This window comes from Paenibacillus sp. yr247 (genome assembly GCF_900103825.1).
Taxonomy (GTDB): Bacteria; Bacillota; Bacilli; order Paenibacillales; family NBRC-103111; genus Paenibacillus_E.
Window position 1 is genome coordinate 104,154 of record NZ_FNIF01000004.1, and the last position, 13,406, is coordinate 117,559.

Below are 13,406 nucleotides of genomic sequence, written 5' to 3' on the forward strand. Positions count from 1 at the left end.
ATAAACCATTGAATAAGGCACATAATATTCGAATATCAATGAATGAAGATTCTCATGAGAAAAACTTTACAGTGTTTCTTTGTGTTTTCGTTATTTGGTTCATGCTGATCTTTATGCAATTCAAAGTGTTTGTGTCCCCTCATTTCTATTATCCCGATGACAATAAATGGATGTTTGGGGGAGCTTTGGAACATTGGATGCACAATTTAAGTATTTCCCATTCATCTCGTAAAATCCCCATTTTTATTGCATCATAATATTCCCCGCGCACAATTCCCGCTTTCCTCACTCGGGCTTCTTTACTCATTCCAGATTTTGTAGCTAATCATTCTTTCATTCCCAGACCATGTAACGGTACCAAGACGCACACTACGTAACTCGCAAATAACTATTTTCTAGTGTATTCTTGAAACAATAACTTATTTCCTTTTATTAAATGCAGCAAGTATTGAACACTAAAGAATGCTTCCCTGCATGATGTCTTTTGCTTAATGGAAACATCTTTCAATGCTTTTAATAGAAATTTTATGTTTTAATAAACGTATCGTAAATTGAAATTTCAGGGAAAAGGAGTTTACAACTATGAAAATAGCCTCTTTTCTGTTACCTAAAGAAGAAGTTGCATTTATCACCTTGTCAGCTTCCATGCGTGAAGCGTTAGAACAATTAGAAAACCACTACTACACGGCACTTCCAATTGTTGATAGTGAAGGGAAATATGCAGGTACATTGTCGGAAGGTGACCTCTTATGGACGTTAAAAAATACACCAGGGCTTGATTTTAATAACATGCAACAAGTGTCTGTAAGCGAAATCGAGAAGCATATTCATAATGAGTCCGTTTCAATAAATGCAAATATGGAGGATATGCTGGCGTTAGCAGCCGATCAGAATTTTGTTCCGGTTGTAGATGACGAAAATATTTTCATAGGAATTATTCGTCGAAAAGATATCATTGCATATTATGTGAGAAACATAACCGATTGATATTTTTAGCAGCATACATAAAATCGGTAAAAATTGAAAAATATATAACAGTTGTTTAGTACAAATACATTTATTTTGGAGGTTCGAAATTGGCACAACAAATGGATCCAAACCAGTTGAAAAAAGCAGAAGTATCAGCATCACTTGCTAAAAGTCTTATTAGTCAAGCCATTGAACAATCGGCAGCTAACCCTTTACTTTGTGAAGAAGCTTTGAAGCAAGCATCAGCAGAAATAGCACAAGCACAAACCATGATCAGTCAAGTTCAATCTACACTGCAAGCTTCTTCTCAACAATAATAAGTAAAAAGAGGGAAAGTTTGTTCCAACGGCACTTGACTCCCAAAACAAATGACTGACCCCAAAAAACAAATGAAGGCAGTCTAGTACGTAAAAATAAGTACTGGACTGCTCTTCATTGTTGTACTATTGTTTTCTGTTAGTTTAACTAAAAGGCCATTTAAATAGTTGAGTCCCAAGCTGTTTTGAATCCAGATACAGTAGGATATCTTAATTCCCTATTTGTGTTTATAGCCTTTAATGCAACCTCATAAAGTCCCTTTCCTGCTTCCCACTTTGTAAACGAACGATCTAGTTCACCACCTAATAGGGTAAGCTACTGCCCCAGCTAAAATCATGTTCTTCTTGTATTTGAAATTGCATACCCCTTGATCCTTTTAACTTAATTGTTATAGTTCTCTAACAGTAAAGATATTCCTTTAGAGAAATTCCGAGGCATGCCTTCGCTCATATTCTTTTCCTAACGGGTTGCGGGTCTACCTAGAAAGTTTATAAGTTGAAGAATATTTTTACCTTTTGGCTATGTTAAATTCTATTTTTGATTTTCGATTACAAATTTTCTTTCCATTTCACTAAAAAAAGCCTTGAATAGAAGTTCAAAATCTTCTTTTTTCAACTTAATTTCATCTCCGATTTTATACTTTAAAACGGACTTAGTCGGATCATACATCATTGATTTTGTTTCCTTGGTCATTTTATTCTCGTAAAGCATGATTGAATCACACAGCATCCTCACTTCATTCAATGGATTGCCGTCTTTCAATTCTATTGTTCTGCTTCTATGAACAAAATAATGATCTAAAACTAAAACCAAGTGATTGAAGAAATTAGTTTCAAAAGATTCAATTGCTGAGTTAAGATTTGAATCATTTTGCTTCTTCGCTGTTGTAACCATATTTGTGTAGGTTGAAAGCTGTAAATCAACTTTCTTGCGACATTCATCTACATAATTTTGAGTATAACTATTCATACTAAGCATTTATGATTTTCCTTTCCGAAAAGCGTTTATATTTTTACGTATTGCGCCAACAGAATGGAGGTTGTGTTACAGTTCAGTTAACACTTTTTCAAGCTCGCCCCCCATCTTCACCCAACCATATTTCGCGCCGTTGAACGCTTGATCCTCACTTTCGAATCCGGCTTGTTCAAGATGCAGATGGGTCGTTCCGTACCGAATGGTGTCCTATTCATTAACTAGAATACGACACTATTTGGTGTCATGTCAAGTTGTCCCTTGACGCACTAATGAAGTAAACTAATAAAGCATAGTCCGACCAGCCGCAATGGCTGATGGAGCTATGCTTTATCTCTTTACAATACTTATTATGACAAAAGTCCGAATTCCCGGCCGACTTTTTGCAAGCTGTTCAAAGCAAAAGCGAGGTCATCCTTCGTATGCTGCGCCGTTACGATAAGACGAACGCGCCCTTTGTCCATCGCTACCGTCGGATAGACGATACCTTGCGCGAATATGCCTTCCTCCAGCAGACGATCGGAAAACCGCATCGTTTGGGCAGGGTCACCGACAATGATTGGAATGATTGGCGTTTCGCTAGCGCCCGTATTGAACCCTAAACGCTGCAAGTCATTACGGAATCCATTGGCATTATCCCACAGTCTGGTCACTAAATCCGCGCTCTCTTGCAGCACTTGAATTGCAGCCAGACAAGTCGCTGCAACCGCTGGCGGTTGCGATGTGCTGAATAGAAACGGCCTTGCCGTGTGAATCAGATGCTCCTTCAACAATTGAGCACCGGCTACGTAACCGCCGACAGCACCGATCGCTTTAGATAAGGTACCAATCTGAATATGCACGCGGCCGTTTAAGCCAAAATGATCCGTCGATCCTTTACCGTTCTTGCCCAAAACACCGCTCGCATGGGCATCATCCACATACACAATGGCATCATAGGCTTCCGCCAATTGAACAATTTCGGGAAGCGGCGCAATATCGCCATCCATACTGAACACCCCATCGGTTACAACTACGCGTTTACGATGTTTTTGCGTTTCTTTGAGGACAGCTTCCAACTGATCCATGTCTTTGTGAGCAAAAATCTTGCGGCTCGCCTTCGTCAGTCGAATCCCGTCAATGATGCTCGCATGGTTCAACTCGTCACTAATGACCACATCATCCGCGCCTAGAATCGACGATAGGGCACCTTGATTTGTCGTAAAACCGGATTGAAAAACAAGTGCCGCTTCAGTGCCTTTGAATCTGGTCAGCTCGATCTCCAGTTGTTCGTGAATATCAAGTGTCCCGGTAATGGTCCGCACCGATCCGCTGCCGACTCCATATTTTTCAATGGCTGCAATGGCCGCTTCCTTGAGCTTGGGATGATGGGTAAGTCCCAAATAGTTATTGGAAGACATCTGGAGAATTTTTCTTCCATTCAAATTCATCCACGTGTCGGAGCCGCTCTCCCAAACTTTAATCGAACGGTATCGTCCTTCTCGCTTCCAGCCTTCGATATCAGCAGCCAAATCGTTCAAATAATTCATATGCGCCTCCTTAAAGTTTTGCGGAGCAAAACTAACATCGTAAGCATCCGCTGAGTTTTGCGGAGCAAAACAAGCTTCGTAAGCATCCGCTGAGTTTTACTTAACGTTAGTGGATAAATACAATTTTGCCGCATTGACCTTCATGCATTAAGCGGAATGCTTCCTCGTACTGATCTAACGTGAATCTATGGGTGATGACCGATGCAAGATCAATTCGATGCGAGTTCAGCAATCCCTTCATTTGATACCAGGTTTGGTACATTTTGCGTCCTGTAATCCCTTCAACCTTCAGCCCTTTAAAAATAATATGATTAGTGACGTCTAGGCTGACTTCTTTGGTCGGAATACCCAGCAAGGACACTCGGCCCGCATTGGCCACGGCTTCGAATCCATCCACGATGGCTTGGGGATTGCCGGACATTTCAAGAACAACATCAACGCCTTCTCCGTCCGTCAATTTGCGCAGTTCTTCGGATGTACGCGCTTCCATCGCGTTTATTGTAATATCAGCCCCCATTTGCAAGGCCATCTTCAGACGGTTTGGGTTAATATCCACGGCATAGATTGCTCCAGCACCGCAAGCTTTTGCTACTTTAATGGCAAGTAAGCCAATCGGCCCTACACCGATGATGGCGACCGATTTACCTACGATATCTCCTGATAATACCGTTTGCACTGCGTTTCCAAGAGGATCTTGCAAGCATGCGATTTCAAAAGGTAATTCGGGAGCGTTATGAATAATATTGCTCGCCTTCACAACCGCAAATTCAGCAAAGCATCCAGGCGCAGTTATCCCAAAGCTTTTCGTATTCGGGCAAACATGCGCATTTCCTGTTCGACATGCTTTACAGCTGCCGCAAACCATATGTCCCTCTGCAGAAACGTGGTCTCCTATCTTAACGCCTGTTACCCGGTCTCCGATATCAACGACAATACCTGCAAACTCATGCCCAAAAACATTAGGTGTGACGACCGTTTTGTCTGCCCAAGCATCCCATTTGTAAATATGTAGATCCGTTCCACATATGGATGTAGCCTTAATGCGAACGAGCACCTCATCGTCACCACAAGTTGGAACAGGAACTTCTTTCAGAATAGCTCCAGGTCCGCGGTGTTCTTTAACCAACCCTAGCATAGTAGCGCCCATCATAATTCCTCCTAGGCACATAATGTAATATAGTACACATATGTGCGTTTTACCATCTATATATCATACTACACGAATGTATGCTATATTGTAAATAGGCGATTTTGGCGGAGAAATAAACGATAAAGGAGTCCATACTATGCAAGAACCGATTCATAAGATGGTAGGCAGAAAACTGCTTACTATTCGCAAAACGAGAGGGCTAAGTTTGGATCAAGTTGCAGAACTGACGGGCGTTAGTAAAGCGATGCTGGGTCAAATTGAACGTGGAGATTCGAATCCCACGATATCGGTGCTTTGGAAAATTGTGAGCGGATTGCAGATCTCCTTCACGAGTTTGATTGAGGAAGACGAGCCGAAGATTACGGTCGTCCGTTCTACTGATCTTTCTCCTTTTGAAGAAGAGGATGGACAGTATCGGGCGTTTCCTGTCTTCCCTTTCCACCCGCAAAAAAGCTTTGAGATCTACACGGTTGAAATGGACCTAGGCTGCACCCATGCATCCGAGCCCCATAATGAGGGCGTTGAAGAATACATTCTTATGGTCGAGGGAAAGCTGCAAGTATCAATTTCTCAGGAGAACTATACGCTTAATGTTGGCGATGCAATCCACTTCTCAGCGGATCGTCCTCACACGTATACGAACGTCTCTGATAAGAAAGCCGTTTATAAGACAATCATTTATTATCCGCCTACATAAAAGCGTGCACAATGCAACAATTCCCACGTTGGCACTTAAAACATGAAAGCAAGCGTCCCATTACCCTGCCCGCTTGCTTTCTCTTTTATTTAACTGTTCCAGTAATGAAACTTTATCTCGAGGAATCCATTAGATCGCGCTCGAATTGCTCCGTAAGTTCTCGCGCCACTTCGGAACTGTACAAGAATTCAATTTAAATAGGCGCTACTCGCGGCGCTACCCGCCTTAACATCACTACTCCGCATTTTGGCCGCAAGTGTCTCACTAACAAGCTTGAATTCATGGGCATAAATTTCAATCATGGATGCACCCCCAACATCTTTTGCTTTACTTGCACCAGCGCTGCAACATTTCGTGTCGTAATTGAGGCAACGCCCAAATCTGCATACTGGCACATCAACTCTTCTTCATTCACTGTCCATACATAAACAGGCAACCCTAGGGATGAGGCAAAATCTAATAACTCTTGGCTAACGATGCTATAATGGATGTTGATGCCAAAACAGGAGGCTGCCAGTGCATCCTCGCAGGTTTTTAACATAGCATCTCTGTACGAAAGAGTTTTAAACAGGTTGATGTCGGTATTCAACAGTTTTCGCATTTCCGGATTCGATCGTTGTGCCAGCATAGCACGATCTATCTCACATCCAGAAAGGAAAACCTGCTCATTCATTCCATATTGCCCCACCAAAGCAGCGACAGGTCCGATACTCTCGTCCACCTTCAAATCCAAATTCAGGACTTTACCCGAAGCTTGAATAAGCGGCAATATCTCTTCTAGTGTGCAGATTTGAAGTGTTTCAAGTTGTTCCCCATGAGTGACCTCAAACTGAAGCTCTCTTAATTCTTCAAAGGTTGTTTGCGAAATAGACATTTTCAAGCCATCCACGGTAACCCATTCATCATCATGGGCCAAAACCAGGATGCCGTCCTTCGTCAATCTAATATCCTCCTCCACTACGTCCGCACCGAGCCCGAGCCCTGTTTGCACGGAATGAAGCGTATGATCAAGCGTGTTCATGCTGCCGCTGTGAGCGGTTATGAGCGGAAATCGGTAACCCATTCTATAAACACTCCCTTTCATCGATTCAAATATATAGCATTTGTAAAGGCGATCAACGTACGAACTCCACGAACCGTTCCTTTTAGCTCGGCCCGAATCCATAGAAATTGATCGCCAGGAATTTCAAACACATAATTCGGCTGATCTAAAGTAACTAATTGTTCACTCAAAATACCGGTATTTCCAATCAAGATGAGCGTATAATTGGGCTCCGGAAATTCCCAAATCCCTTTTCGCAAGTGAAAATCTATGCTCACATGGGCCTTATAAGTATTGGATCGATCGTTTTCAGGGATGCAATCTCCAATTCCGTATAGAGACGTATCGGATAGAATTTCGAGCGTAACCAACGGTCCCATGGTTACCGATGCTTTACCCGCTGCGAGTGCATGAACGGTTCGGCTAGTAACAGTCCCCTCCCCTTCATCGATGTTGAGATAAGTCACCGATACCGGATCATCCGTTTGCTCCTGGGCGTGCCAGTCACGCCCAGACGTGGCCGCAATTCGGTAGCCTTCGTTCAGCTTGTCAGTCCACAAACGGTAGGCGCGGTCATTGTCCGTCTTAATCGAAGGGAACGTGCCTGACCATACCTCGATATAGTCGATATCGTTCCAATTCTCGATCTTGAATTCCCAGAAGCAGCCCGTACAAATTGGACTTCCTATGCGAAAAGGATGCGCCATACCCACGATCCCCCCGCTGCTATGAACTTCGTCAATCCCTTTATGGATATCGCCGGGGCCCGCCGGACGCCAGTCAACAAAATCGGTCAGTCCTATCGTAACCATATGCCCATAAAAGGTCGTCCATTCCATACCGGAAATGATCGATATTCCGGTTTCTTGTTCCACGGCTTCTTTATCATTCAACCCTGTCATGGTATTGTGGTCGGTCAAAGCAAAACACTCGAATCCAAGCGCCTTTGCACCATTAGCCAGCTCTTTGAGCGTCTGTCTTCCGTCACTATGATAGGTATGACTGTGTAATTCGCAAGCAATCCAAGGCATGCCGCTTATTCCTCCTCTTGATGGATATGCAATGTGTAACGGCAGCTTTCAGTAACAATCGCATGCAAGCTTAAAGTAACGTGCCACATGCCTTCTACTATTTTACCGCTGACAAAGCCTGGGGAAGTTTCCAGCTCACTTATAAACAACAGCTGCTCTGGATCGTGCCGATGCCCCGCGCCGCGATGTCCCTTAGGGTCATCGACGGACACGGTGATTAAGTTTTTCAGAGGCAGGAAGGATTCCCATTTCGCCTGAATTCTCTCACGCTGATTAGGTTCCGTATAAGTGTTTATACTCGTAAAAATCATGGTTTTTGCTTGTTCCCGATCTTCTAAATTTTTGGGCTCATAAGCAAAATCGATCAACAGCTTACCACCAGGCTTAGCAAGATGAAACCGATACGAAATATGAGTTTTCGAAGAATTGGGCTGTACAATTCCCTGTACATTCAGAATAGGTTGAATCATCGTGACCTCGCGCTCTCTTCAGTGACCATACTCCGGATATAAAAGTATCCCATTACTGAACAAAGCAGGAACGTAAAGAATGCGATCGCCGAAGCTAATTGTTTTTCTTGGAACACACCAAAAACTTGTTCCATAGATACCCCCAGCATTTGTGGAGCGTTGGGTCCAATCAAAAACGGAGCCGTAAACGAGCCGATCACGCCCATGAACACAAAAGTAATGGCAACGAGCAAAGTCTTGTAAGTGAGCGGCAAAATGAAACGGACAAAGATTTGCAATCTACCTGCCCCTAAGTCCTTCGCGCTTTCAATGACAGAATTGGGGACAGCGGACAATGCAGACCCGAGCAGCATGGTCGTAAACGGAATGTTGAACCACAAATTAGCAATGATGATACCCTTCATATCAAAGATAATACGTGGCATCTCCCCTCCGTTGACCAGAAGTAACATTCGGGATACCCAGCCGTGGTTGCCAAGCAATTGAATTAAACCGTACGTAGCGATGACCGATGGGATAAAGATCGGAATCATGTACATGTTGCGAATCCAATTAACCATCGTACCGTTATTGAACCTCATATACGCGGCCAATGCATAGCTAATTAGCAGCACGATAATGACCGAAATAATCGTCACTTCCAGCGTAAAAATGATATTGGAGCGCATCAGTTTATCGGTAAACAAAAACGTATAATTGGATAAATCATAGCCGCCGGACTTATTGGTCAGGCTTTCTTTGAAGGAAATGATGATCGGAATGACGACAGTGACAAAGAGCAATAAAAAAGAGGGGATGACCAGAAGCAATCCCAGTATCCCCATTTTCACTTGTTTACTCATTGTGCAGCAACTTCACTTTGCCAGCGTTTGGTCATGTCTTTGTCTAGATCGCCGATATTGAAGGAGCGGAATCCTTCTGATGCACCTTTGAACGAGTCTTGAATTTCTTTTGACATACCTGAAAGCTTGATCCCTGGGAAGCCATGCATTTTGTCTACAACTACGCCTTGTGCCTCAGGTGAAAGAACGAAGTTCAGGAATTTGTAGACAGCATCCTTCTTTTCAGATAACTTAGGCACCATTAAGTAAGTTGGTCCGCCGTTAAATCCAGGCTTGATTTGTGCCATTTTCGTTGTTTTTGGAAGCTGTCCTTTAGCCACTTGCTCAAGTACCATATCCGACCATGCCGGAATCATATCAACTTCACCGCTCGTCATTAAATCTAAAGTCCCTTGGTTTTTCTTTGGATAAATACCTTTGCCGTAAACGGATTTCCCCAGATCCTTGAGCAGCGCAAATCCTTGATCCCATCCTTTTTCAACACTTGGATCGGAATTATGGATAGCCTCTTCAGGCAAGAATTTATAAAGAGTCGTTGCCACGAAAGAATTTCCGGAACCTCCAGTAGATGGATCATTGTATGCGAATTTGCTCGGATTTTTCTTGATCCAATCGTACAGTTCATCCAAATTAGTTGGAGGCGTCTTTACTTTGTCACTGTTATAAGCTAATACAACTGCAGATGAACGATAAGGAACAGCAAGATTGGAGATATCTTTTAACGTTTTCTCATCCACACCTGCCAAGTTTTTAATTTTGTCACCGGGTAAAGTGTCCCATAGGTCATCTTTTTTCCCCCGTGTTACAGTAGACAAGCCATCTTCATATAAATCGATATCGCCGGAGCCTTTGTTAGCTTGTTTGGCAGCAATAATACGGTCATAGGTTGGTTGTGCGCCTGTTCCTGAAGGAATATAGACCGGCTTCACTTTAACATCCGCATTTTGTTTCTCGAACATAGGAATCAGCGTATCCCACAGATCTTTAACATTTTGCGAGCCGGTAAAATAGAAGCTAAACTCGACAGGCTGTTTAGTGCCAGCTGCTTCTTTGCCCGGACTTGCGCTTTGAGTCGCGGAACCTGCATTTGTCGAAGAGCTGCCGCACCCGGATACAAAAGCAGCGGTAGCGGTCATTAAGGTCACTAACATAATAGCGGATTTCTTGCGAATCATAGATAATTCCTCCTTAGGATATGGGTCTAGTTTTCCGGATATGCTAATGCTCTTGCAAAGCTTACTTTTGCTTGTTGCCCTGTATGAAGATCCTTGACAGAATCCCTTGGTTGAAACGCCCGGATTGTGCCGTACTCCGGCAAATCGATGGACACCTCGGCATAATGCCCAAGTACCATGACCTGTTTGATCACTCCGGCAAGACCATGACCCTCTTCGCCATCTATAATCACATCTTCAGGTCGGACTGCCAGTCTTACATGTCCGGACAGATTTTTTGAATTTGGAAAACTCAGGTGCCCTACGGTCACACCGTCGGCTGTGATCACCCCTTTCAAAAAGTTCATTTTGCCGATAAATTGAGAAACAAACAGCGTGCTCGGTTCATCATAAATTTCTTGCGGGGAAGCGATTTGCTCAATATTACCTTGGTTCATGACGACAATGCGATCTGAAATCGACAACGCTTCTTCCTGATCATGGGTGACAAACACCATCGTAAGACCCGTCTTGGCTTGAATTTCCCGCAGCTCTTCTCTCATCTCGTGACGAAGCTTGGCATCCAACGCGGAAAATGGTTCATCCAGCAAAAGAACGGCAGGCTTGAGGAGAAGTGATCTTGCAACTGCTATGCGCTGCTGCTGACCGCCGGAAAGTTCACCCGGATATTTAAGCTCTGCTCCAGGCAAGCGAACCAGCTGAAGAACTTCGTAAACGGCCTTATCGATGTCAGCCTTTTTCATCTTGCGTATTTTAAGACCGAATGCCAGGTTGTCAAAAACCGTCATATGCGGCCATAGATTGTAGCCTTGAAATACCATGGATGTCGGACGTTTTTCCGGAGGCGCATTAAGCACGCTTTTGCCCTCAATAAGAATGTCACCTGAATCCGGGTCGAGAAACCCTCCAATGCTGCGAAGTACCGTTGTTTTACCGCAGCCTGATGGGCCTAGCAGTGTAATTAACTCGCCTTTACGAACATCAAGAGAGATTCCTGTTACGCCTTCTCCTGTTTTGTAGCGCTTCGTCAGTTGTTGAACGGAAAGCTGAATGTCCATATGTGCCCCCTAAAAGTTTTGTTGAGCATTGCTTCTAAGCGATTACTTCGAAACAAAACTCGCATCGGAAGCATACGCTTGGCTAATGGGTCTATCGTCATTTGAGTTGGAAGCCGCTGGACATAATATCTGCGCTCACAAAGCGCTGTGCAGCCAGCAGTAGGATGATCGTCGGCGCTGTCAAAATAATGGAAAATACAGCACCCGCGTAGGCCGGATAATCGCTGATGATCGAATACATGACGATCGGCATCGTTTTATAATTGGGGATGCCCACCAGAAAAGTACCCTGCGCTTCATCGAGCGAGTTAAGGAAAGTAAAGATCGAAGCCACGATAATGCCCGGCATCGCCATTGGCAGCGTAATGCTGCGGAATACGCGAAATGGGCTCGCTCCCACATCCCTGGCCGACTCCTCCTGAGCCTTATGCACATTGCGGAAAGCAGCGGTTGGAATCCAGGTCATAAACATGAGCACATTGATCATATGGATCAATACAACTCCTATCAATGTGTTCATCAGTCCGAGCTTATAAAAAAGCACGGCGATCGAAACATAGAGTCCCATTTTCGGAAAAGCATGTGTCAGCAGAAATGAGAACAAGAAAAACCGACTAAGTGGGAAACGTATGCGAGCAAACGCGTAGGCTGCCGGGATACAAAGCACAATGGACAGAGCGGTCACGATGGTTGCAATTCCAAACGACAAGCTGATCGATTTCGCGATATCCTCTTGCTTGAACACAAACGTCCACCATTTCAGTGACCATTCGTGCGGTAAAACATCCGGGTAGCTCCATTTGCCGGTAAAAGCCAGTATGGCCAGGTTGAGAAGCGGGCCCAAGAAAAAGATGACGAACACTACAAGTATGAGAAATTCCACGATTTTCCGTGGGCCTATCGCTTTTAAATACCAACGCATGCGGATTAACCACTCCTTTTCAATAGAAATTAATGGGTCGATTGTCGGACAATCAATTTGGGTACAAGCTGCTTGGGATTCTCAATGTTCGGTTCCTGACGGATGAGCTTGTCTAACAAGCTAAAGGCCTGAGTCCCCATCTCCTCTGTATTGACCCTGACGGTTGTTAAAGAGGGTGAGAACATAGCGGCAAAATCGATATCATCAAAGCCTACAACCGCTACCTGTTCAGGAATACGTACCGACTGCTCCAACAAAAACTTCATGGCGCCCAGCGCTATCATATCGTTGGTGGCAAATATTGACGTATACCTGCCTGCGCGAAATTGGTCCCAATTGCTGCGCATTAATTCATACCCTTCTACGAAGGTGGAAGTCGATGCATGTAAGATCGAAGAGGATGGGATCGAATCCCCTATTCCTTCCAAGTAATTTTTAAAACCTTTCAGCCTCAAATGATGGCTGCGATGCGTCTGTGGTCCGGCAATCGCGAAAATTCGCCGATGCCCTAATTCTGATAGATACTCAGCGGCCATCCGTCCACCTTCTTCGTCTTGATTCACAATATGGATGACACCGTCGACGTCTGTGGAGCCATTGACCATCACGTAGGGGACTCCGAAGTTAGTGATGTAATCAATGACGTTCTGTTGCAGGCGACTGATCAGAATCAGTCCGTCCACTCTTTTTTCCATCATAAAATCAGCGGAGCGCAGCGACATTTCGTGATCCGTTGTAACGAAAACGGAATAATTCAAACTTGCAGCTGTCATTAAAATGGCATCAAGGATTTTGCCGTAAAACGGATGAGATGCAATAGGATGATGCCGGCGATAAATCAGTACGCCAATGTTATGCGTTCTTTGTGAAACCATAGCCCTTGCCACTGCGTTGGGCTTATATTGCAATTCTTCAATCAGTTGGAGCACCTTATCGCGTACCACTAAACTGGTATAACCCTTTCCAGAAATCACTCGCGAAACTGTTGATTTGGATACTCCGGCACGCAGGGCAATTTCCTTAATCGTAAGTTCCATGCTGCAACCCCATTTCTTCGTGTGAGACCGTTCCCACATATCAAAAATAACGTATGACTGTTTTTCCTGTGTTAACCAGATGATAAGTAATTGTAAAGACTCAACTATAACCAAACATATCCATATACTCGTGAGAAACCATGCTCCCTAATAAAACAAAAAAAGCTCTGAGGATTCTATCCCACAGAGCCTTT

At 44.0% G+C, this 13,406-nt stretch carries 14 protein-coding genes and 3 pseudogenes; 3 read left to right on the forward strand and 14 right to left on the reverse strand.

The window, feature by feature from the left end:
- Positions 1-148: 148 nt before the first annotated feature.
- Positions 149-377: pseudogene (locus BLT91_RS32780) on the reverse strand (GNAT family N-acetyltransferase); the annotation flags it as partial.
- Between the two features lie 205 nt (positions 378-582).
- Between BLT91_RS32780 and BLT91_RS11250 the strand changes: the two are divergent.
- Both BLT91_RS11250 and BLT91_RS11255 read left to right on the forward strand, forming a co-directional pair.
- A complete protein-coding gene (locus BLT91_RS11250) occupies positions 583-987 on the forward strand; it encodes a CBS domain-containing protein (RefSeq protein WP_090820791.1) in 405 nt (134 codons plus the stop codon).
- An 89-nt stretch (positions 988-1,076) separates the two neighbouring features.
- A complete protein-coding gene (locus BLT91_RS11255; protein WP_090820793.1) occupies positions 1,077-1,286 on the forward strand; it encodes a hypothetical protein in 210 nt (69 codons plus the stop codon).
- Positions 1,287-1,446: 160 nt separating this feature from the next.
- On the opposite strand, the pseudogene BLT91_RS32785 reads toward BLT91_RS11255, so the two are convergent.
- The 5 genes and pseudogenes from BLT91_RS32785 to tdh form a co-directional block, all read right to left on the reverse strand.
- Positions 1,447-1,596, reverse strand: a pseudogene (locus tag BLT91_RS32785) (serine/threonine protein kinase); the annotation flags it as partial.
- A gap of 222 nt (positions 1,597-1,818) precedes the next feature.
- Positions 1,819-2,256, reverse strand: a complete 438-nt coding sequence (locus tag BLT91_RS11260; protein ID WP_175532244.1) for a hypothetical protein — start codon at positions 2,254-2,256, stop codon at positions 1,819-1,821.
- Positions 2,257-2,331: 75 nt separating this feature from the next.
- A pseudogene (locus tag BLT91_RS32790) lies at positions 2,332-2,451 on the reverse strand (SRPBCC domain-containing protein); the annotation flags it as partial.
- A gap of 158 nt (positions 2,452-2,609) precedes the next feature.
- Complete coding sequence (locus BLT91_RS11270) at positions 2,610-3,788, reverse strand: glycine C-acetyltransferase (RefSeq protein ID WP_090820797.1); 1,179 nt, start codon at positions 3,786-3,788, stop codon at positions 2,610-2,612.
- Between the two features lie 106 nt (positions 3,789-3,894).
- The gene (tdh, locus tag BLT91_RS11275; protein ID WP_090820799.1) at positions 3,895-4,935 is read right to left on the reverse strand and encodes an L-threonine 3-dehydrogenase; all 1,041 of its coding nucleotides are present in this window, start codon (positions 4,933-4,935) and stop codon (positions 3,895-3,897) included.
- 139 nt (positions 4,936-5,074) lie between these two features.
- On the opposite strand from tdh, the gene BLT91_RS11280 reads away from it, so the two are divergent.
- Entirely contained in the window at positions 5,075-5,635 is a 561-nt protein-coding gene (locus BLT91_RS11280; protein ID WP_090820801.1) for a helix-turn-helix domain-containing protein, read from the forward strand.
- 298 nt (positions 5,636-5,933) lie between these two features.
- Here BLT91_RS11280 and BLT91_RS11285 read toward each other — a convergent pair whose 3' ends face one another.
- The 8 genes from BLT91_RS11285 to BLT91_RS11320 all read right to left on the reverse strand — a co-directional run bounded on the left by BLT91_RS11285 (position 5,934) and on the right by BLT91_RS11320 (position 13,212).
- On the reverse strand, positions 5,934-6,698 hold the full coding sequence (locus BLT91_RS11285) for a glycerophosphodiester phosphodiesterase (RefSeq protein WP_175532245.1): 765 nt from the start codon (positions 6,696-6,698) through the stop codon (positions 5,934-5,936).
- Between the two features lie 17 nt (positions 6,699-6,715).
- Complete coding sequence (locus BLT91_RS11290; protein WP_090820805.1) at positions 6,716-7,708, reverse strand: CehA/McbA family metallohydrolase; 993 nt, start codon at positions 7,706-7,708, stop codon at positions 6,716-6,718.
- A 5-nt stretch (positions 7,709-7,713) separates the two neighbouring features.
- The gene (locus BLT91_RS11295) at positions 7,714-8,178 is read right to left on the reverse strand and encodes a hypothetical protein (RefSeq protein ID WP_090820807.1); all 465 of its coding nucleotides are present in this window, start codon (positions 8,176-8,178) and stop codon (positions 7,714-7,716) included.
- On the reverse strand, positions 8,175-9,020 hold the full coding sequence (locus tag BLT91_RS11300; RefSeq protein WP_090820809.1) for an ABC transporter permease: 846 nt from the start codon (positions 9,018-9,020) through the stop codon (positions 8,175-8,177). The genes BLT91_RS11295 and BLT91_RS11300 overlap by 4 nt, the downstream gene beginning before the upstream one ends.
- On the reverse strand, positions 9,017-10,195 hold the full coding sequence (locus BLT91_RS11305) for an extracellular solute-binding protein (protein WP_090820811.1): 1,179 nt from the start codon (positions 10,193-10,195) through the stop codon (positions 9,017-9,019). The genes BLT91_RS11300 and BLT91_RS11305 overlap by 4 nt, the downstream gene beginning before the upstream one ends.
- A gap of 26 nt (positions 10,196-10,221) precedes the next feature.
- Positions 10,222-11,253, reverse strand: a complete 1,032-nt coding sequence (locus BLT91_RS11310) for an ABC transporter ATP-binding protein (RefSeq protein ID WP_090820813.1) — start codon at positions 11,251-11,253, stop codon at positions 10,222-10,224.
- Positions 11,254-11,350: 97 nt separating this feature from the next.
- Complete coding sequence (locus BLT91_RS11315) at positions 11,351-12,175, reverse strand: ABC transporter permease (protein WP_090820815.1); 825 nt, start codon at positions 12,173-12,175, stop codon at positions 11,351-11,353.
- Between the two features lie 29 nt (positions 12,176-12,204).
- The gene (locus tag BLT91_RS11320; RefSeq protein ID WP_090820817.1) at positions 12,205-13,212 is read right to left on the reverse strand and encodes a LacI family DNA-binding transcriptional regulator; all 1,008 of its coding nucleotides are present in this window, start codon (positions 13,210-13,212) and stop codon (positions 12,205-12,207) included.
- Positions 13,213-13,406 lie beyond the last annotated feature (194 nt).

Excerpts from the sequence above, each read along its gene's own strand:
- BLT91_RS11250 (WP_090820791.1), top strand. The coding sequence starts at position 583 with ATGAAAATAGCCTCTTTTCTGTTACCTAAAGAAGAAGTTGCATTTATC.
- BLT91_RS11260 (WP_175532244.1), bottom strand. The coding sequence starts at position 2,256 with ATGAATAGTTATACTCAAAATTATGTAGATGAATGTCGCAAGAAAGTT.
- BLT91_RS11270 (WP_090820797.1), bottom strand. The coding sequence starts at position 3,788 with ATGAATTATTTGAACGATTTGGCTGCTGATATCGAAGGCTGGAAGCGA.
- tdh (WP_090820799.1), bottom strand. The coding sequence starts at position 4,935 with ATGGGCGCTACTATGCTAGGGTTGGTTAAAGAACACCGCGGACCTGGA.
- BLT91_RS11280 (WP_090820801.1), top strand. The coding sequence starts at position 5,075 with ATGCAAGAACCGATTCATAAGATGGTAGGCAGAAAACTGCTTACTATT.
- BLT91_RS11285 (WP_175532245.1), bottom strand. The coding sequence starts at position 6,698 with ATGGGTTACCGATTTCCGCTCATAACCGCTCACAGCGGCAGCATGAAC.
- BLT91_RS11290 (WP_090820805.1), bottom strand. The coding sequence starts at position 7,708 with ATGCCTTGGATTGCTTGCGAATTACACAGTCATACCTATCATAGTGAC.
- BLT91_RS11295 (WP_090820807.1), bottom strand. The coding sequence starts at position 8,178 with ATGATTCAACCTATTCTGAATGTACAGGGAATTGTACAGCCCAATTCT.
- BLT91_RS11300 (WP_090820809.1), bottom strand. The coding sequence starts at position 9,020 with ATGAGTAAACAAGTGAAAATGGGGATACTGGGATTGCTTCTGGTCATC.
- BLT91_RS11305 (WP_090820811.1), bottom strand. The coding sequence starts at position 10,195 with ATGATTCGCAAGAAATCCGCTATTATGTTAGTGACCTTAATGACCGCT.
- BLT91_RS11310 (WP_090820813.1), bottom strand. The coding sequence starts at position 11,253 with ATGGACATTCAGCTTTCCGTTCAACAACTGACGAAGCGCTACAAAACA.
- BLT91_RS11315 (WP_090820815.1), bottom strand. The coding sequence starts at position 12,175 with ATGCGTTGGTATTTAAAAGCGATAGGCCCACGGAAAATCGTGGAATTT.
- BLT91_RS11320 (WP_090820817.1), bottom strand. The coding sequence starts at position 13,212 with ATGGAACTTACGATTAAGGAAATTGCCCTGCGTGCCGGAGTATCCAAA.